This window comes from Mesorhizobium sp. P2_B11, assembly GCF_056404855.1.
Map to the genome: position 1 here is coordinate 373,909 of NZ_JBFUDF010000003.1, position 17,507 is coordinate 391,415.

The window sequence follows — 17,507 nt, forward strand, 5'->3', positions numbered from 1 at the left end:
CGATTTGGAATAGCGCTTTGGGTCGAGAGGGGCTAGAGTGATCGCGGAGGACACGACATGCCGTCGCTGAGCTTGCGGATAAATCTCGATCCCGACGGGCGCATCGGTCCGGGCAAGATCGAGCTTCTGGAGCAGATCGCCACCTTCGGCTCGATCTCGGCCGCCGCGCGCGGCATGGAGATGTCCTACAAGCACGCCTGGGACCTGGTCGAGGACATGAACCGGGTGTTCGGCAAGCCGCTGGTGTCGGCGCAGACCGGCGGCCGCAAGGGCGGCGGCGCGCAACTGACCTCGGTCGGACTGGCGGTGGTCAGCCGCTTCCGCGCCATCGAACGGGCAGCAGCTGCAGCGGCGGCGACGCATATGGCAGCGTTACAGGCGGAGATCGATGCGGGGTGAGGCAGTAGGGCAGTAGGGCAGTAGGGCAGTAGGGCAGTAGGGCAGTAGGGCAGTAGGGCAGTAGGGTTAATCGCCTTCGCCTGTTTTGCGCAACAGATAGGTGTCCATGATCCAGCCCTTTCTCTTGCGGGCTTCTTCGCGCACCTTGTCAATCTCAGCGCCGACGTCACCGAGACGGCCCGAGACAACAATTTCGTCGGGCGTGCCGAGATAGGCGCCCCAGTGGATGATCAGATCCTTGTCTACAATCGTGTTGAAGGCGCATTTGCCGTCGAGCATGACCACGGCGCTGCCGGCATTCTGCGGCATGCCGTCTTCGGTCAGGCGGCGGCCGGTGGTGATCAGCACGGGGTCGCCGATGCGGTTCAGCGCCATTTTGTGGCTGGCGGCAAGCGCCTGGACGGCGGTGATGCCGGGAATGACCTGCAGCTCGAACCCGACATTGCCTCTGAGCCGCACGCGCTCGAGGATGCGCAGCGCGCTGTCGTAAAGAGAAGGGTCGCCCCAGATCAGGAAAGCGCCGCAGCCGTCTTCGGCAAGCTCGTCGCGGATCAGGCCTTCGTAAATTTCGGCAATAGCTTCATGCCAGTCGTCGACGGTCGAGCGGTAGGACGGCGCCGGCTCGGCGCGCACCGGCACGTCGAACTCGACGCGGCGCGATTTCGGATTGGTGACGAAGCGGTCGCAGATCTGGCGGCGCAGTTCGGCAAGATCGTTCTTTTTCGCGCCCTTGTCGGGAATGAACAGGACGTCCGCCCGGTTCAGGCCATCAATCGCCTGAACGGTCATATGATCGGGATTGCCGGCGCCGATGCCGATGACGAGAAGCTTGCGCATGTGGCGAACTCCTGCCTCATCGGAACCTGTTAGTCCAGACCGCCTATTGGCGTGTCCAGACCGCGACGGTACGCTTCTGGAGATGGAATGGCTTTGAAACGCCACATTGAAACGGCTAGGGTCGCGCCGCATTCTCGCCGAGGGGGCTTTCATGCTGCGCTATGTTCTTACCACCATGCTGGCGCTTTCAGCCGCGCCTGCGCTGGCCAATGATTCGACCGCCGAACTCGGCACCGGTGGCCTGATCCTGTCACGCAGCGATGCGGTGGCGATGCAAAGCGAGGATCTGTTCATCTCGCCGGAAAAGGTGACGGTCGACTACGTCTTTCACAACAACACCGACAAGGATGTAAATGCCATCGTCGCCTTCCCGTTGCCCGACATCGAAGGTGACCCGGAGGAAATGCCAGCGATTCCCGAAAACCAGAGCGACAATTTCCTTGGTTTCGAGGTGACGATCGATGGCGCGCCGGCGAAGCCGCAGCTCGAGCAGAAAGTGTTCGCTGTCGGCATCGATATCGGCGCCGATCTGAAGGCGCAGAACGTGCCGTTCAATCCATTCGGCGATGCGGCCAAGGCGGCCCTGGCGAAGCTGCCGAAAGCGGTCGCCGAGGATTGGGAGAACCGCGGCATCATCATCGAGGATCCGGGCAGCGACGGTACCGAGGCCAACAAGGTCTATACGCCGTGGTGGCAGTTGCGCTCGACCTATTGGTGGCGTTCGACCTTTCCGGCCAACAAGGATGTCCATGTCTCGCATCGCTACAAGCCGAGCGTCGGCGGCACATCGTCGGTCAGTTTCTTCTATGACGGCAAGTTCTCCGAGGGCAGCCAATATGCAAGCTACAAGACCCGGTTCTGCATGGATGACGGGTTCGAGAACGCGGTGCGCCAGGCTACCAAGGCCGACGGCTATCCGCATTTTTACGAAAACCGCATCCAATATATCCTGACCACCGGCGGCAATTGGGCGAATGGCAGCATCGGAAAGTTCAAGTTGACCGTCGACAAGGGCAATCCGAAAGCGCTGATCTCGTTCTGCGGCGACAATGTCAAAAAGGTCGGGCCGACGACCTTCGAGACGACGGCGAAGGATTTCTACCCCGAACGCGACATCGACATATTGCTTTTGGAGCCGTCGGATGACGGCGCCGGGGAAGCCAACTGATGGACGTCGCAATCTATGTCGCCATCGCCGAGAACGGCGTCATCGGGCGCGACGGCGGGTTGCCGTGGCGGCTGTCTACTGATCTCAAGCGCTTCAAGGCCGACACGATGGGCAAGCCCGTCATCATGGGCCGCAAGACCTATGAAGGCATTGGGCGGCCTCTACCGGGCCGGTTGAACATCGTCGTCACCCGCGACAAGGCTTGGCGCGCCGAGGGCGTTGAGACAGCAAATTCGCTGGAAGCCGCAATCCAGCTGGCCACGGTGCGCGGGCGTTGCATGGCTGGCGTCGATGAAATCTGCGTCATCGGCGGTGGCGAGATCTATGCGCAGGCGCTGCCGCTCGCCGACCGCCTGCATGTCACCCATGTGCTGGCCACGGTCGACGGCGATGCGCATTTCCCCGACATCGATCCAGCCAGCTGGCAAATTGTGCGCGCGCAGGATTTTCCGGCCGGCGAAAAGGACAGCCACGCAACCCGCTACACAGTCTACGAGCGCCGCCGGCCAACGACACAGGTGTCTCCATGACCGACAACAAGCGTCAACCGCTCGGTACCTTCATGGATTTGCTCAGCGCGGAAATACGCTCGCGCATGGGAAATGAACCCGCACGTGAAGCCGCGCACGAGCGGATCTTCGGTAGCGCCGCGCTCGAGGCGCCTCAGGAGGGCAGTGAGCCACCCCAGCGTCAGCCGGCCTGTCGCCACCTCGCGGAATGCTTTGCCGAGCTTGAAACGATCGGCGGCAATCTCGGCAAACTCGGCGCCGCGCTGCGCGAGATTGAGCCGCATCTCAACTGGAACAACCAAAGCGAGCGCCGCAAATCAGCTGATCTGGCCGAGAATTACGCCGATTCCTTCATTGTCGGCCCGGGTGGCTTTGTCCAAAGCAGTGCAATCGAGATCGGAGTGTCGGTCATGGCGCCGCATACGACCTATCCAGACCATCGGCATCCGCCGGAAGAGCTTTACCTTGTCCTGTCTCAAGGGGAATGGCGGCAGAATGCCGAGGCGTGGCATGAACCCGGGGTCGGCGGGGTGGTCTACAATCCACCTGGCATCGTTCATGCCATGCGCGCGGACGCCAAGCCGCTTTTTGCCATTTGGTGCCTTCCCCTCGACAATACGCCGCATTCATAAGGCGACTTATTGGAATTTACTGCTTGCAGTGGTCCAAATCGGACGGTGCCGTGCCGGATCGCGTTGAAAGCGCATCGCGGCGTCCCTATAGAAGAACAACTGGATTTTGCGCCGCAAGGCCGGCGCTGAGGGAATTCCAAGCGAAAGGACATTCATGCCCTGGAACGACAAGAGCGGTGGCGGCGGCGGCCCATGGGGCGGCGGCGGCAACAATCAGGGGCCCTGGGGGCAGGGACCGAAGGGGCCCAGCGGCCCGCAAGGGTCACCTCCCGATCTCGAAGACATCATCCGCCGCGGCCAGGACCGGCTGCGGCGCGCGCTGCCCGGTGGCGGCGGCGCCAGCCCGGCCGTGTTTGCGCTGATTGCTGCGGCGCTGATCGTGCTGTGGGCGTTCAAGGCGGTCTACACCGTGCAGCCGGACGAGGTTGCGGTCGAGTTGCGCTTCGGCAAGCCGAAGGCGGAGCTCTCGCAGCCGGGCCTGCATTTCCATTGGTGGCCCGTTGAAACCGTCGAGACGGCCAACATCGCCGAGCAGCTCGTCGATATCGGCGGCGGCGGCGCGACGAGTGGCAACACGTCCGGGCTGATGCTGACCGGCGACCAGAATATCGTCAACGTCCAGTTCTCGGTGGCCTACCAGGTCTCCGATCCAAGGGCCTATCTGTTCGACGTCTCCGATCCGGAAGGCATGCTGCAGCAGGTCGCCGAAAGCGCCATGCGCGAAGCGGTCGGCCGGCGACCGGCCCAGGACATTTTCCGCGATGATCGTCAGGGCATCGCCGCGTCGGTGCGTGAAATCATCCAGACGACGCTGGACGGCTACAAGGCTGGCCTGAACGTCAACGCGGTTTCGATCGAGGACGCGGCGCCGCCACGTGAAGTGGCGGACGCGTTCGACGAAGTGCAGCGCGCCGAACAGGACGAAGACAAGTTCGTCGAGCAAGCCAACCAGTATTCCAACCAGAAGCTGGGTCAGGCGCGCGGCGAGGCCGCACAGGTCCGTGAAGACGCGGCGGCCTACAAGAACCGTGTCGTGCAGGAGGCCGAAGGTGAGGCGAAGCGCTTCATCTCGGTCTATGACGAATATGCCAAGGCTCCGGATGTGACGCGCAAGCGCCTCTATCTGGAAACGATGGAGAAGGTCCTGAAAGACTCCAGCAAGGTCATCGTCGAACAGGGCAACGGGCAAGGGGTCGTCCCCTATCTTCCGCTGCCGGCACTGCAGCCGAAGGCCCCGGCGCCCGCGCCCCTTGGCGCCACGACCGGAGGAGCCCAGTGATGGCCAATCGTCTTCCCATCCTCGCCGTCATCGCGGCCGTGCTTCTGTTCCTGATCTACTCCTCGGTCTTCGTGGTCAACGCGCGCCAGCAGGCGCTCGTGCTGCGGTTCGGCGAGATCGTCGACGTCAAGAATGAACCCGGCATCTATTTCAAGGCGCCTTTCGCCTTCTTCGATGCCGACAGCGTGCAATTGATCGAAAACAGGGTGCTGCGCTTCGATCTCGACAACATCCGCGTCCAGGTTTCGGGCGGCAAGTTCTACGAGGTCGACGCTTTCATCGCTTACCGCATCTCGGATCCGCGCGTATTCCGTTCCGCCGTGTCCGGTCAGATCACACTGGCCGAAGCCCGGCTTCGGACGCGTCTCGATGCAGCGCTGCGCCGTGTCTACGGTCTGCGCGACTTCGAAGCAGCACTCTCGGAAGAGCGGGCCGTGATGATGCGCGAAGTGCGCGATCAGCTTCGGCCGGACGCCACGTCGCTCGGCCTGCAGATCGAGGATGTGCGCATCCGCCGGACCGACCTGACGGCTGAGGTTTCGCAGCAGACCTTCGACCGCATGAAGGCCGAACGTCTGGCCGAGGCCGAACGGCTTAGAGCGCGCGGTAAAGAGGCCGCGCAGCGCATCACCGCCCGCGCCGACCGCGAAGTGGTGGAAATCGTCGCCGAAGCGCGCAAGGAATCGGAAATCCTGCGCGGTGAAGGCGAGGCCCAGCGCAGCGCGACCTTCGCCGATGCCTACAAACGCGATCCGGCCTTCTTCGACTTCTACCGGTCGATGAATGCCTATGGCACGGCGCTGGACAACTCCGGGACGACGATGGTGTTGTCGCCAAATTCGGAGTTCTTCCGCTTCTTCCGCAACCCCGACGGCACTGACGCGAAGCCGGCGACACCGCCTGCGGCACCTGCCGCGCCGGCGACGGCTCCCGCCGCGCCGGCAGCGCAACCTGCACCCGCCCAGTAGGGCGGTGCAGGATTTCCTTGCGGCCATAGGCCTGGTCCTCGTTGTCGAGGGCCTGGTCTATGGCGGTTTTCCCGGCCTCGCCAAACGCCTTGCCGGCGAAGTGCTGTCGATGCCGGAAAATGCGCTGCGCATCGTCGGGCTGGCGGCGATTGCCATCGGCGTCGGCATTGTCTGGCTGGTGCGCGGCTGAGGAATGTCGGTACAAGGTATAACGGAGGATTTATCCTCCTGATGTGGCCATAGCCGCAGATGTGCCGTATTTCTTGCCAACATGACGCGACGCGGCGTTTTGCCGAAGCGCTTTTTCTTTTCAGCAATTCCGGGAGGCTCTCGATGACATCCAACACCCTTCTGCGCGCTGCGCGGCGGACGTTCATCGTAGGTGCTGCGGCACTTATGGTCGGCGCGCTTGCCGTTCCGGCTTTCGTGACGCCGACGGTGGCCGCGGACGGACCGGCTTCGGTCGCCGACCTCGCCGAAGGGCTGCTCGGTGCGGTGGTCAACATCTCGACCTCGCAGACCGTGAAGGGCACGGAAGGTCCCGGTGCGGTGCCGATGCCGCAACTGCCGGAAGGTTCGCCGTTCCAGGATTTCTTCGACGATTTCTTCAAGAACCGTGGCGGCGACAAGGATGGCGGCGCGCAAAAGGTGCAGTCGCTGGGCTCCGGCTTCGTGGTCGACGCCGAGCAAGGCATTGTCGTCACCAACAACCATGTGATTGCCGACGCCGATGACATCGAGGTGAATTTCTCCGACGGCGTGACGCTCAAGGCGACGCTGGTCGGCACCGACACCAAGACCGACGTCGCGGTGCTCAAAGTCGATCCGAAGGGCCATAAGCTGACGGCGGTGAAGTTCGGCGATTCCAACAAGATGCGTGTCGGCGACTGGGTAATGGCGATCGGCAATCCGTTCGGCCTCGGCGGCACGGTGACGGTCGGTATCGTCTCGGCCCGCAACCGCGACATCAATTCCGGCCCCTATGACGACTTCATCCAGACCGACGCCGCCATCAACCGCGGCAATTCCGGCGGGCCGCTGTTCAACAGCCTGGGCGAGGTCATCGGCATCAACACGGCGATCATCTCGCCGTCTGGCGGCTCGATCGGCATCGGCTTCTCCATCCCCTCGCAGCTCGCCTCGGGCGTCGTCGACCAGTTGCGCCAGTTCGGCGAAACCCGCCGCGGCTGGCTCGGCGTGCGCATCCAGCCGGTGACCGACGACATCGCCGAGAGCCTCGGCATGGCGACCGCCAAGGGGGCGCTGGTGGCTGGCGTCATCAAGGGCGGACCGGTCGACAACGGCACCATCCTGGCCGGCGACGTCATCATCAAGTTCGACGGCAAGGACATCCATGAAATGCGCGACCTGCCGCGTGTCGTGGCGGAAAGCCCGGTCGGCAAGGCGGTCGACGTGATCATCGTGCGCAAGGGCGTCGAGCAGACGGTGAAGGTGACGCTCGGCCGGCTCGAGGACGGCGAGAAGCTCGCCAGCGGCGAAGACGGCACCACCGACGAGGACAAGGGCGGCGACAAGGCGCCCGCGGTTTCGACGGCTTCGGTGCTCGGCATGACCGTCGGCGAACTCAACGACGAGACGCGGACTAAATTCGGCATCGCCGCCGATGTCTCGGGCGTCGTCATCACCGACGTCACCAAGGATTCGGCCGCCGCCGAGCGCGGTATCCAGGCCGGCGAGGTGATCACCGAGATCGCCCAGGAATCGGTCGCGACCCCGAAGGACGTCATGGATCGGATCGGCGCGTTGAAGGAGCAGGGCCGTAAGAACGCGCTTCTGATGCTGGCGTCGAAGACCGGCGAATTGCGGTTTGTCACGATCCGGATGGATTGAGTCCGGCAAGGCCTGTAATGATCTGATTTCGATAAGAAAAGGGCGGCTAGCGAGCCGCCCTTTTTCTTGCCTGCCAGTCCTTGCGCGACAGAGCGTAGAGGACATGCCGCTTGAGATGCGGATGGCTGTCAGGGATGGATGGGTGGTCGAAATCGCGAGCCGGGTCAGGGCTCATGCCAAGACGTTCCATGACGGCCGTCGAGCGGCGGTTGGCCGCGACGGCGAAGGAGACGATTTCGTCGCGGTCAAGCGTTTCGAAGCCGAAGGCGAGCCAGGCTTCGGAGGCCTCGGTGACATAGCCCTTGCCCCAGAATTCCGGCGCCAGCCGCCAGCCGATCTCGATCGTATCGGAAGGCATGGATGGCACGTGATCGGTCTTCAAGAGGCCGACAAAGCCAATGCATTCGCCCGTCGCGGCAATCTCGGCAGCGGCAAAACCAAAGCCGTCCTCGGCGATCCAGCCCCGAAATTCGTCCATCTTGGCATCCGTCTCGGCACGGTCACGGCGGAACGGGAAGAACTCCATCACCTGCTCGTCCGAATTGATGCGATGGAAAAGTTCGCGGTCGCGGTCTTCCCAGTTGCGCAGGATCAGGCGCTCGGTGCGCATCGGTTTCATCCGGCAAACTCCTGCTGGTGATAGCCCTGGAGATAGAGCAGCGCCGTCAGATCGCCATGGTCGATGCGAACCTTGGCCTCAGCTGCCACAGTCGGCTTGGCGTGGAGCGCGACACCGGTGCCGGCCAGCCGGATCATGTCGAGGTCGTTGGCGCCGTCGCCGACGGCAATGGCGTCGGCCGGCGTCAGGCCCAGGCGGGCCGAGATCTCGTTCAGCGCATCGGCCTTGGCAGCGCGGCCGAGGATCGGCTCGGCGACCAGGCCGGCAAAGCGCCCGTTTTCCTCGATCAGGCGGTTGGCGCGGTTTTCCTGGAAGCCGAGCATGTCCGCGATGCGGCTGGTGAACACGTCGAAGCCGCCTGAGACGAGTGCCGTCCAGGCGCCGTTCTTCCGCATCGTCTGCACCAGAGCGCGACCGCCCGACGCCAGTGTCAGGCGGTTGGCGATAATGCGGTCGACGACGGCGCTATCGAGGCCTTTCAGCAGCGCCACGCGTTCGCGCAAGGCTGGCTCGAAAGCGATCTCGCCATTCATCGAGCGCGCCGTGATGGCGGCAACGCGATCCTTGACGCCGATCTCGTCGGCCAGTTCGTCGATGCATTCCTGGTCGATCATGGTCGAATCCATGTCGGCGAGCAGGATTGTCTTGCGGCGTGTTTCGGCCTGCTGAACGATCACGTCGACCGGTTCGGAGGCAAGTGCGGCGCGCAAGGCGGCGGTTGTCTCGCCGGCTTCAGCCCCTTCGGCCAGCACCAGATCGCAGGCGACGCCTTCGCCCAGCCAGCGAACAGCGCTTGCGCCAACCGACCGTGAGGCCATATTCGCAAGCGAGGCCGAGACAGTGCGGCTGGCGGGGTGGGACACAAGCGTGGCAATGAGCGGCATCGAAAATTCCAAGCAGCTAGGCAAGGGCGGGCAGCCGGGCGAGGGCCGCGTGAAGAACGCGATCCTGATAGCCGGGCCGACCGCCAGCGGCAAGTCGGCGCTGGCGCTCGATCTTGCCGAGCGCAAGGGCGGCATCATCGTCAACACCGATTCCATGCAGGGGTATTCGGTGCTCGAGGTGCTGACGGCGCGGCCGGCTGTTGCCGAACTCGCCCGCGCACCGCACTTTCTCTACGGTCACGTGCATCCCTCCACCGCCTATTCCACCGGCGCCTGGCTGCGCGACGTGATGAAGCTGATCGATGACGGTACGCTTGCCCGGCGGCCCGATGGCGCTGCCTTCGAACGTCCGGTGATTTTCGTCGGCGGCACCGGGCTCTATTTTCGCGCCCTTGCCGAGGGCATTTCGGAAATGCCCGATATTCCCCAGCAGGTGCGCGACCGCTGGCGCTACGAACTCAAGGAGCAGGGTGCTGCCAAGCTGCATCGCATCCTGATGCATGAGGATTCGGCGGTCGCCATGCAGCTGAAGCCGACCGACGGCCAGCGCATCGTGCGGGCGCTCGAGGTGCTCGACGCATCCGGCCGCTCCATTCTCGAATGGCAAGCGGCGCGCGGCCAGCCGCTGATCGACCGCGACAGCGCGCGTTTCTTCGTCATCGAGCCGGAGCGCGCGGCCCTTGTCGAGCGGATCGAAACCAGGTTCGACCGCATGCTTGATCTTGGCGCTCTCGACGAAGTCAAACGGCTCGTGGCGCTTGGTCTTGACCCTGACCTGCCGGCGATGAAGGCGATCGGAGTTCGCGAACTCTCGGCCGCGATGGCTGACGACATCAGTTTCCCTGAGGCCATCGATCGCTGCAAGGCAGCGACGCGGCAATATGCCAAACGGCAAACGACGTGGTTTCGCCATCAGCTGGGCCCGGAATGGCTGAGATTGCAGCCTGGCGACGACCCGAAAACCGCGATTTGATTTTGCTGCTGCTAATACAATTAAAGAAACAGAAGCTGAAATGAACATTCCCGTTCCGGTTGTCTGGATTAACAGTCCGTAAGGCGCCGTCATGCCATAAGTCCGGCAGGTACTTTTCCAACGGGGAGCAGATGCGTTTCCACAAGGCGGAATCCGCATTTTTCGTCTTTATTTTTGTGATCCTCGCCGCAGGCCTGGTGACGCTTCATTCCTATGGTCTTTTGCAAGGCATCGCAGCCGACATGGATACGGCTTCGCGCATCGAGAGGATCGTCTATCTCAACAAGCTGCTGTTCATCACCGGCGTTCTTCTGGCGACAGCGCTGTCCTTCGGCGTCTTCTTCATCTACCCGCTGATCCGCAGGCAGGCGACGGAAGAGGGCAAGCTGCGGGCGATGACGGTGTCGCTCAGCGCCCGTTCGGAAACGCTGCAGCATGCGGCGCTGACCGATGGCCTCACCGGCATGCAGAACCGGCGCTATTTCGACGATGCGCTGAGGGAATATCTCGAGGAATTCCGCCGCATCGAGAAGCCGGTCGGGCTGATGATCCTCGACCTCGATCACTTCAAGCAGGTCAACGACACACATGGCCACGATGTCGGCGACGAGGTGCTGCGGGCCGTCGCCAATTGTCTCAAAGGCATGACCAGATATCACGACGTTGTGGCGCGGCTCGGCGGCGAGGAGTTTGCCGTTGTCACGCCCAACATGGATGCGGAGTTGCTGGCGAAATTCGCCGAACGCATCCGCAAGGCAGTTGCCAACATGTCGGTGCTGTCGGGCAATGTCCGCCTCAAGATCRCCACCAGCGTCGGACTTGCGGTCTGGGATCGCAAGGAAACGGCCGAGGAATTTTAYCGCCGCGCCGACCGCCAGCTCTATGAGGCGAAGAGGCAGGGCCGCAACCGCGTCTGCGCCTAAAATCCCATCATTGAATTCGTGAGGCTGGCCGCCTGCTGCCGCCTTCTGCGCTTCCGGTGCTCACGGACTGAATGTCCGCTCCGCTCCGGTTCTCGAAGACAGCACCAGTCGACTAAGCCTGACGAATTCCCTGACGGGATTTACCTAACTGGCCGACGAAGCCGAGCCTCTCCGAGGCTCTTCAACTGGCTAAATGTGCACGCTAATCGTTCTGCGGGCGTATGCCGAAGGTGGCGGGCTTGAGGCCGTAGCGCATGTCGAAATCGTCGTCCGGCTGGATGCGCTGGGCAGTGGCCGGCTTGCGGTAGTCGGGATCGCCGGCCTGTCGGCTGGAGTCCACCACCTCGGCGAAGGCCATCTGCTGCTGTGGCTTCGGCACGTTGCGCAGCCGCTCGACGATCGCAGCGAGATCGACATCGCCGTCGACATCCGACTCCAGATCGTCTCGCTTGGCTGTGCCGGGGATGAGTTCCTGCGCCAGCTTCTCGAATTTCAGCCGCATCGTCGTCGCCACGCCTTCGCCGAAAGCGATGGCTTCGCGCTGGCCCATGGAGGACAGGAAGGCCAGCGTCGAGGCTGAGGAATCGGCGATCGCCGAACGGATGATCGCCTGGTCCTGCTCGTTGGCCAGCCGCATGGCGAAGAAGGTCGAGCACTGCGACAGGATGGTCGGATCGAGTTCACCCGGGCGCTGGGTGACGACGCCGAGATAGCAGCCATATTTGCGGCCTTCCTTGGCGATGCGCGACAGTGCATGCCTTGTCGGCGCGAATCCGAGGCGTGGGTCGGCAGGCATGTAGCGGTGCGCTTCCTCGCACAGCAAAAGCAGTTTCAGCCGGCCCTCGCTCCACAGCGCAAGGTCGAAGGCGAGTCGCGCCAGCACCGAACAGACGGAATTGACCACCTCGGACGGCATGCCGGCCATCTCGAAGCAGGTCACCGGGCGGCCATGATGGGGCACGCGGAAAATGTTGCCGATCGTCTCGTGGATCGTGTCCTCGATCAGCCGCGAATTGAACATGAAGCGATAGCGCGGGTCGGATGCGGCCGACTCGATGCGCGTCTTCAGCGATTTCAACGTCGGGCGGTCGTTCTTGCTTTCCAGGAGGCCCATGCGCTCGTCGATCTGCTTGATGAGATCGACCATGCGGTAGGGCACCGGCGTGTCGGCGGTCAGTGCATCGCTGCCGCGCCGCACATAGGAGCCGGAACTCGGGTTGCGATAGAGGTTCTTGGCGGCGGGGATCAGATCGCGCAGCACATCGACTTCTTCCGGCACGACCTCGCGGCCGCGAAACAGCACTTCGGCGAACTCCTCCAGCCTGAACATCCAGAACGGCAGATCAAGCGTCTTGGAATCGACCCGGACGCAGAACTCAGGCAGCGACGCCGCGAATTCATTGTGCGGATCGAGGATGAGGATGCGCAGATCCGGCCGGGCGGCGATCGACTTGCGCAAGAGCAGCGAGACCGCGGTGGATTTGCCGACGCCGGTGGTGCCGACAACGGCGAAGTGGCGCGCCAGCGTGTCGTCGATGGCGATGTTGGCGTCGATCGCTTCGTCCTGCGACAGCGTGCCGATGGTGATCGAATGACGCCCGGCGAGGTCGTAGACCGCCTGCAGGTCGCGGCTGCGGATGCGATGGGCAATGGCGCCGATATGCGGATAGGTAGTGATGCCGCGGTCGAAGACCGGGCGGTCGCCGGGCTCGGCGCCGTCGCGCACCTCGCCGATCAACTCGATGTTGACCTCGATCGGGTTCTGCCCCTCATTGCTCCAGGCGCGATCCGACTTGCCGATTTCGTAGACCAGGCCAACGGTGCGCGATGTCCCGAGGTTGATGGAGATCATTTTACCGACCGTCCACAGGCCGGTGACCGCGCCTTCGAGATCGTCGGCATAGGCGCTGATGGTAGCGCGCGCACCGTCGCACTGCACGACATTGCCCAGAATGCGCTTGTCGTTCTGCTCGGCGCGGCGGCGCTCCTGCGAGGTCGGTTCTCCGACGGAGGCTTCGCGCTCTACAAACATACGGTCCGATCCCCATTTCCGTGGAGCGTCGACCCTACGCAAATGGGGTTAAGGTGGCGTGTGACGGGATGGTGTAGCAGGCGTTAATCCGTCGCAGAAAATTGAACCGACCTGCCTCTTTCCCAAATTCTGGAAGTTCGATATATTGGACATATGACTGATATAGCGAATGACATTTCCTCTACGATCGGCAGAAGAATCCACTCCGAACGAGCCTTGCGGAACTGGTCACTGGCCGATCTGGCGGAGCATTCCGGCGTTTCGAAAGCCATGCTCAGCACCATCGAGCGGGGCATGACCAGCCCGACTGCAGCCCTTCTGGTGCGCATCGCCGCCGCCTTCGGCATGACGCTGTCGACGCTGATTGCGCGCGCCGAGCAGCAAGGCGGTGGGCTGCTGCGCGAAAGCGAGCAGCCGGTGTGGCGTGACCCCGGCACGGGCTATGTCAGGCGGCATCTGTCGCCGGTCTCCGACATGCCGCTCGAACTGATCCGGGTGCAACTGCCGGCCGGCGCCAAGGTGAGCTTTCCGGCAGCGTCCTATGCCTTCATCAAGCAGCAGATGTGGCTGATCTCCGGGCGGCTCGACTTCACCGAAGGCGATGTCGTGCACAGCCTCGAGCCCGGCGACTGCCTGGCGCTTGGCGCGCCGTCGGACTGCACGTTCCACGCCGTGGGGCCTCAGCCGGCCGACTATCTGGTCGCGCTGGTCAGGGGCTGAAATCGTGGCAAGACGTCCCAAGCGCTCCGACAATGGCGGACCGCCGCTCGACGACTACAAGGGTCCGCCCTGGGGCAAGGGCGATCCCTACATCTTTCTCGCCTGGCAGGCAGCGCACGCCAAGGCGTGGAAGGCGCCGAGCCGCGACGTGATGCTGATGCGCATGGCAAAGGCCGAGCAGCTCGGGCTGACCTATGAGGAATACACGCTCGAAATCCTCGAACGCGGACTGCACCTGCAGCCGAAAGACGCCGATCGCATCGCCGCGATCAAGGCAGGACGAAAGCGGCGCCGCGTCGCGCGTCTGGATTGATGCCAAAAGGGGATAGTGCAGGCATGAGTTCCATCGAAATCAAGCTTCTCACGCGTGATGCCGCGACTCTGGCGATGCTGGCCGACCTCCTGATCGAGACGGTCGCGGCCGGCGGCTCGGTCAGCTTCACGCATCCGCTGTCCCGGCAGGCTGCGAGAGCCTTCTGGGACAAGTCGCTGGAGGCTGCGGAAAGGGGTGAAAGAGCAGTGTTGGGCGGCTGGCAGGGAGACGCTCTCGTCGGCACCGTGACCTTGCTGCTCGACTTCCCCGTCAACCAGCCGCACCGGGCCGAGATCGCCAAGCTGATGACCCGGCTCGCCCATCGCGGCAAGGGCATAGCGAGCCGGCTGATGCGGGCCGCCGAAACCCTGGCCATCGAGAAAGGCCGCACGCTGCTGGTACTGGACACGGCGACCGAGGAGGGCGCTTCCGGCCTCTACGAAAAACTCGGCTTCACGCTCACCGGCGAAATACCGGACTTTGCCTTGAAACCGCATGGCGGGCTGACCGGCACGCTCATTTACTGGAAGCGCATCGGGCAGCCCGCCACTGCCTAACCCTTGTGATGCACCTTCTGCAGCCCGTAGACCGGTGTCGCGATGCCTTCCATTCGCGCCTTGAGCTGCAGCGACAAAAACTGCGAATAGTGGCGCGACTGATGCAGATTGCCGCCGTGGAACCACAGCGCCTCCTGCTGCGTCGGCTTCCACATGTTGCGCAGCTCGCCCTCCCACGGGCCGGGGTCCTTGGTGGTGTTGGAGCCGAGACCCCAGCATTTGCCGACCTTGTCGGCGACTTCTCTTGAAATGAGATCGGCCGCCCAGCCGTTCATCGAGCCGTAGCCGGTGGCGTAGACGATGAGGTCGGCCGGCAGTTCGGATCCATCCGAGAGCAGCACCGAATGCGCCTTGATCTCGTTGACCTCGACGCCGCTCTTCAATTTGATCGAGCCGTCGATGATCAGGTCGGAGGCGCCGACGTCGATGTAATAGCCGGAGCCGCGCCTGAGATACTTCATGAACAGGCCGGAGTCGTCGTCGCCCCAGTCGAGCATGAAGCCGGCCTTCTCCAGGCCTTTGTAGAAGCCGGCGTCGCGCTTCTTCATCTCGGCATAGGCCGGGATCTGGAACTCGTGCAGGATCTTATAGGGCAGAGAGGCGAAGATGAGATCGGCCTTGGCGGTGGTCACACCGCTCGCAACCGCCTTTTCCGAATAGAGCGAGCCCAGCCCGATCTCCATCAGCGTGTCCGACTTGACGATATGCGTGGTCGAGCGCTGCACCATGGTGACGTCGGCGCCGGCTTCCCAAAGGGCTGCGGCGATGTCGTGGGCGGAGTTGTTGGAGCCGATGATGACCGCCCTCTTGCCGACATAAGCGTCGGGGCCGGGATGTTTTGAGGAGTGATGCTGGTCGCCCTTGAAGCTCTCCATTCCCTTGAAGCTCGGCATGTTGGCTTTGCCGGACTGCCCCGTCGCCAGCACCAGCTGCTTCGGCTTCAGCGTGATGTCCTTGCCGTCGCGGCGCACGACAACGGTCCATTCCTTCTTCTTATCGTCATAGACAGCGCTCTTGGCCTCGGTGGAGGACCAGTAGTTCAGCTCCATCACCTTGGCGTACATTTCCAGCCAGTCGCCGATCTTGTCCTTGGGCGCGAAGACCGGCCAGTTCCGGGGGAAATCGATGTAGGGGAGATGGTCGTACCAGACGGGGTCGTGCAGGCAGAGCGACTTGTAGCGCTTGCGCCAGCTGTCGCCGGCCCGCTCGTTCTTCTCGACGATGATGGTTGGCACGCCGAGTTGCCTGAGCCGCGCGCCGAGCGCGATGCCGCCCTGGCCGCCGCCGATGATGAGCGTGTAGGGCTGCGTCTTGAAGCCGAGCTCTGCGGCTTCCTTCTCGCGCTCCTCCTTCCAGGTCGGGCGGTTCTTGCCATGGCCATGCTTGGCGCCGAGCGGGCGATCGAAGCCGGCCGGCTCCTCATGGCCCTTGAGCTCGACCATGGTGGTGAGCAGCGTCCAGATCTTGCCGTCCTTCAACCTAATGTGGCCGAAGCCGCGCGCCACTGAAGTCTCGAAGCTGATCCAGCCGTCGAGCACGCCATCGTTTTCCGTGGCGTCCTCGCCCTTGGCGATCGCCCAGTTCGACGGTTTGGTCTTGGCCAGTTGGCTGACCAGCATGTCGCGAACCTGATCGCGGCCCTCCATCGTCCTGATGTTCCAGGTGAAGCTGACGAGATCGCGCCAAAAACAGTCCTCCTGGAAGCAGGCGACGGCCTTGTCGATATCGCCGGCGGCAAGGGCTGAGCCGAAGCGATCGAGCAGGTCGGACAGCTTCTTGTTGGGGGCCTTGTCGAGCATCGAATTTCCTCCGCGATTTTTTCTTGGCCGCCTGTAGCGGGCGGAACCTGCCGAAGCTTGACGTCCGGCCTTGCGCAGTATCGCGGCAAATGAGGCGCCGCGTCACGTCGTCCAATAGTTTGGCGCGTATTCAGGGACTTATCGGGAAACCGGGGTGCCGAAGACGGTGGCGAACCAGCGGCGGACCGCTTCCTCTGCCGGGCTCAGATGAGCGCCCGAGGGTGCGGTCAGATAGTGGCCGGCGCCGCTCGATAGTGCAAAGCCGGAAAGGGTGACGAGCGATGCGTCGCGCAACGCTGCATCGGCCAGCGGGCATGACCCCAGCACCATGCCGGCGCCGTGCTTTGCCGCCTCCAGCGCGGTGACGAAACTGTCGAATTTGTGCGTCGGCCCGAGCGTCGGCTTCATCCGCGCGACGGCAAACCATTCGCCCCACATTTCGCGCGCGCCGACGACCGTCAGGCGCGGCAATCCTGTCCAATCCGGCGTTTTGGCGAGGTCAGGCGCCGCCATCGGCGTCAGGGTTTCCCGGGTCAGGCGGTCGGCCTGCCGTCCGGGGAAGGAGCCGGAGCCGGTGCCGAAACGGATGTCGAGCCCGGAGCGCTCGCCGTAATCGGCCGGGGTGTGAATGGTCTCGATCTGCAACTGGACGAAGGGCAGGTCTCCAGCCATTTGCGGCAGCTTCGGCGCGATCATCAGCACCGCAAAAGAAATCGGCGAGCGGATCGTCACGCTCTGGATCGTCCTCGGCTCGAACAGTTCGCGCGTGCTGTTGGCGATCGTGGCAAAGGCCGATTGCAGGTGCGGCAGGTAGGCACCACCTTCCGGTGTCAGTTCGACGCCGCGCGGCAGGCGGATGAACAGCTGCTGTTTCAGCCGCTCTTCGAGCGAGCGGATGTGCTGGCTGACCGCCGCCTGCGTCAGGCCAAGCTCTGCCGCGGCGGCGGTGAAATTCGACAGCCGCGCGGCGGCTTCGAAGCTGCGTAGCCAGTCGAGCGGCGGCAAGGGCAGTGTCGTCTGAGGCATAAGAAGTTTATGGCCTTT

At 63.3% G+C, this 17,507-nt stretch carries 19 protein-coding genes; 13 read left to right on the forward strand and 6 right to left on the reverse strand.

Going from position 1 to position 17,507, the window contains the following annotated elements; translation table 11 throughout:
• Positions 1-57 precede the first annotated feature (57 nt).
• On the forward strand, positions 58-399 hold the full coding sequence (locus AC1DYJ_RS10340; RefSeq protein WP_477280531.1) for a winged helix-turn-helix domain-containing protein: 342 nt from the start codon (positions 58-60) through the stop codon (positions 397-399).
• Positions 400-465: 66 nt separating this feature from the next.
• Here the strand turns inward: AC1DYJ_RS10340 and cobF are convergent, their stop codons facing one another.
• On the reverse strand, positions 466-1,236 hold the full coding sequence (cobF, locus tag AC1DYJ_RS10345; RefSeq protein ID WP_477280532.1) for a precorrin-6A synthase (deacetylating): 771 nt from the start codon (positions 1,234-1,236) through the stop codon (positions 466-468).
• A 151-nt stretch (positions 1,237-1,387) separates the two neighbouring features.
• Between cobF and AC1DYJ_RS10350 the strand changes: the two genes are divergently transcribed.
• From AC1DYJ_RS10350 to AC1DYJ_RS10380, 7 genes are all read left to right on the forward strand, one after another.
• Positions 1,388-2,404, forward strand: a complete 1,017-nt coding sequence (locus AC1DYJ_RS10350) for a DUF4424 domain-containing protein (RefSeq protein ID WP_477280533.1) — start codon at positions 1,388-1,390, stop codon at positions 2,402-2,404.
• Entirely contained in the window at positions 2,404-2,934 is a 531-nt protein-coding gene (locus tag AC1DYJ_RS10355; protein WP_477280534.1) for a dihydrofolate reductase, read from the forward strand. The genes AC1DYJ_RS10350 and AC1DYJ_RS10355 overlap by 1 nt, the downstream gene beginning before the upstream one ends.
• Entirely contained in the window at positions 2,931-3,545 is a 615-nt protein-coding gene (locus AC1DYJ_RS10360; protein WP_477280535.1) for a dimethylsulfonioproprionate lyase family protein, read from the forward strand. Before AC1DYJ_RS10355 ends, AC1DYJ_RS10360 begins: the two co-directional genes overlap by 4 nt.
• Positions 3,546-3,699: 154 nt before the next feature.
• On the forward strand, positions 3,700-4,824 hold the full coding sequence (gene hflK / locus AC1DYJ_RS10365) for an FtsH protease activity modulator HflK (RefSeq protein ID WP_477280536.1): 1,125 nt from the start codon (positions 3,700-3,702) through the stop codon (positions 4,822-4,824).
• Positions 4,824-5,792: a protease modulator HflC gene (hflC, locus tag AC1DYJ_RS10370; protein ID WP_477280537.1), complete on the forward strand. Its 969-nt coding sequence runs from the start codon at positions 4,824-4,826 to the stop codon at positions 5,790-5,792. The genes hflK and hflC overlap by 1 nt, the downstream gene beginning before the upstream one ends.
• Positions 5,793-5,796: 4 nt before the next feature.
• Positions 5,797-5,982 (forward strand): DUF2065 domain-containing protein, encoded by a 186-nt coding sequence (locus tag AC1DYJ_RS10375; RefSeq protein WP_112560446.1) that lies wholly within the window; start codon positions 5,797-5,799, stop codon positions 5,980-5,982.
• A 143-nt stretch (positions 5,983-6,125) separates the two neighbouring features.
• Entirely contained in the window at positions 6,126-7,643 is a 1,518-nt protein-coding gene (locus tag AC1DYJ_RS10380) for a DegQ family serine endoprotease (RefSeq protein WP_477280538.1), read from the forward strand.
• A 46-nt stretch (positions 7,644-7,689) separates the two neighbouring features.
• Here the strand turns inward: AC1DYJ_RS10380 and AC1DYJ_RS10385 are convergent, their stop codons facing one another.
• Positions 7,690-8,262: a GNAT family N-acetyltransferase gene (locus AC1DYJ_RS10385; protein WP_477280539.1), complete on the reverse strand. Its 573-nt coding sequence runs from the start codon at positions 8,260-8,262 to the stop codon at positions 7,690-7,692.
• On the reverse strand, positions 8,259-9,146 hold the full coding sequence (serB, locus tag AC1DYJ_RS10390; RefSeq protein ID WP_477280540.1) for a phosphoserine phosphatase SerB: 888 nt from the start codon (positions 9,144-9,146) through the stop codon (positions 8,259-8,261). Before serB ends, AC1DYJ_RS10385 begins: the two co-directional genes overlap by 4 nt.
• Between serB and miaA the strand changes: the two genes are divergently transcribed.
• Positions 9,136-10,119, forward strand: coding sequence for a tRNA (adenosine(37)-N6)-dimethylallyltransferase MiaA (gene miaA / locus AC1DYJ_RS10395; protein ID WP_477280541.1), 984 nt, complete (start codon positions 9,136-9,138; stop codon positions 10,117-10,119). The two genes, serB and miaA, sit on opposite strands and share 11 nt — an antisense overlap.
• Before the next feature lie 131 nt (positions 10,120-10,250).
• On the forward strand, positions 10,251-11,042 hold the full coding sequence (locus AC1DYJ_RS10400; protein WP_477426057.1) for a GGDEF domain-containing protein: 792 nt from the start codon (positions 10,251-10,253) through the stop codon (positions 11,040-11,042).
• 202 nt (positions 11,043-11,244) lie between these two features.
• On the opposite strand, the gene AC1DYJ_RS10405 is transcribed toward AC1DYJ_RS10400, so the two are convergent.
• Complete coding sequence (locus AC1DYJ_RS10405; RefSeq protein WP_477280543.1) at positions 11,245-13,074, reverse strand: ATP-binding protein; 1,830 nt, start codon at positions 13,072-13,074, stop codon at positions 11,245-11,247.
• 153 nt (positions 13,075-13,227) lie between these two features.
• Between AC1DYJ_RS10405 and AC1DYJ_RS10410 the strand changes: the two genes are divergently transcribed.
• From AC1DYJ_RS10410 to AC1DYJ_RS10420, 3 genes are read left to right on the forward strand one after another with little or no spacing between them, the layout of a single operon-like run.
• Positions 13,228-13,794, forward strand: coding sequence for a helix-turn-helix domain-containing protein (locus AC1DYJ_RS10410; protein ID WP_477280544.1), 567 nt, complete (start codon positions 13,228-13,230; stop codon positions 13,792-13,794).
• Between the two features lie 4 nt (positions 13,795-13,798).
• Complete coding sequence (locus tag AC1DYJ_RS10415; protein ID WP_477280545.1) at positions 13,799-14,107, forward strand: hypothetical protein; 309 nt, start codon at positions 13,799-13,801, stop codon at positions 14,105-14,107.
• A 23-nt stretch (positions 14,108-14,130) separates the two neighbouring features.
• On the forward strand, positions 14,131-14,664 hold the full coding sequence (locus AC1DYJ_RS10420; RefSeq protein WP_477280546.1) for a GNAT family N-acetyltransferase: 534 nt from the start codon (positions 14,131-14,133) through the stop codon (positions 14,662-14,664).
• On the opposite strand, the gene AC1DYJ_RS10425 is transcribed toward AC1DYJ_RS10420, so the two are convergent.
• Both AC1DYJ_RS10425 and AC1DYJ_RS10430 read right to left on the reverse strand, forming a co-directional pair.
• Complete coding sequence (locus AC1DYJ_RS10425; RefSeq protein ID WP_477426059.1) at positions 14,661-16,463, reverse strand: NAD(P)-binding domain-containing protein; 1,803 nt, start codon at positions 16,461-16,463, stop codon at positions 14,661-14,663. The two genes, AC1DYJ_RS10420 and AC1DYJ_RS10425, sit on opposite strands and share 4 nt — an antisense overlap.
• 138 nt (positions 16,464-16,601) lie before the next feature.
• Positions 16,602-17,489 (reverse strand): LysR family transcriptional regulator, encoded by an 888-nt coding sequence (locus tag AC1DYJ_RS10430; RefSeq protein ID WP_477280548.1) that lies wholly within the window; start codon positions 17,487-17,489, stop codon positions 16,602-16,604.
• Positions 17,490-17,507: the final 18 nt, after the last annotated feature.

Excerpts from the sequence above, each read along its gene's own strand:
- AC1DYJ_RS10340 (WP_477280531.1), top strand. The coding sequence starts at position 58 with ATGCCGTCGCTGAGCTTGCGGATAAATCTCGATCCCGACGGGCGCATC.
- cobF (WP_477280532.1), bottom strand. The coding sequence starts at position 1,236 with ATGCGCAAGCTTCTCGTCATCGGCATCGGCGCCGGCAATCCCGATCAT.
- AC1DYJ_RS10350 (WP_477280533.1), top strand. The coding sequence starts at position 1,388 with ATGCTGCGCTATGTTCTTACCACCATGCTGGCGCTTTCAGCCGCGCCT.
- AC1DYJ_RS10355 (WP_477280534.1), top strand. The coding sequence starts at position 2,404 with ATGGACGTCGCAATCTATGTCGCCATCGCCGAGAACGGCGTCATCGGG.
- AC1DYJ_RS10360 (WP_477280535.1), top strand. The coding sequence starts at position 2,931 with ATGACCGACAACAAGCGTCAACCGCTCGGTACCTTCATGGATTTGCTC.
- hflK (WP_477280536.1), top strand. The coding sequence starts at position 3,700 with ATGCCCTGGAACGACAAGAGCGGTGGCGGCGGCGGCCCATGGGGCGGC.
- hflC (WP_477280537.1), top strand. The coding sequence starts at position 4,824 with ATGGCCAATCGTCTTCCCATCCTCGCCGTCATCGCGGCCGTGCTTCTG.
- AC1DYJ_RS10380 (WP_477280538.1), top strand. The coding sequence starts at position 6,126 with ATGACATCCAACACCCTTCTGCGCGCTGCGCGGCGGACGTTCATCGTA.
- AC1DYJ_RS10385 (WP_477280539.1), bottom strand. The coding sequence starts at position 8,262 with ATGAAACCGATGCGCACCGAGCGCCTGATCCTGCGCAACTGGGAAGAC.
- miaA (WP_477280541.1), top strand. The coding sequence starts at position 9,136 with ATGAGCGGCATCGAAAATTCCAAGCAGCTAGGCAAGGGCGGGCAGCCG.
- serB (WP_477280540.1), bottom strand. The coding sequence starts at position 9,146 with ATGCCGCTCATTGCCACGCTTGTGTCCCACCCCGCCAGCCGCACTGTC.
- AC1DYJ_RS10405 (WP_477280543.1), bottom strand. The coding sequence starts at position 13,074 with ATGTTTGTAGAGCGCGAAGCCTCCGTCGGAGAACCGACCTCGCAGGAG.
- AC1DYJ_RS10410 (WP_477280544.1), top strand. The coding sequence starts at position 13,228 with ATGACTGATATAGCGAATGACATTTCCTCTACGATCGGCAGAAGAATC.
- AC1DYJ_RS10420 (WP_477280546.1), top strand. The coding sequence starts at position 14,131 with ATGAGTTCCATCGAAATCAAGCTTCTCACGCGTGATGCCGCGACTCTG.
- AC1DYJ_RS10425 (WP_477426059.1), bottom strand. The coding sequence starts at position 16,463 with ATGCTCGACAAGGCCCCCAACAAGAAGCTGTCCGACCTGCTCGATCGC.
- AC1DYJ_RS10430 (WP_477280548.1), bottom strand. The coding sequence starts at position 17,489 with ATGCCTCAGACGACACTGCCCTTGCCGCCGCTCGACTGGCTACGCAGC.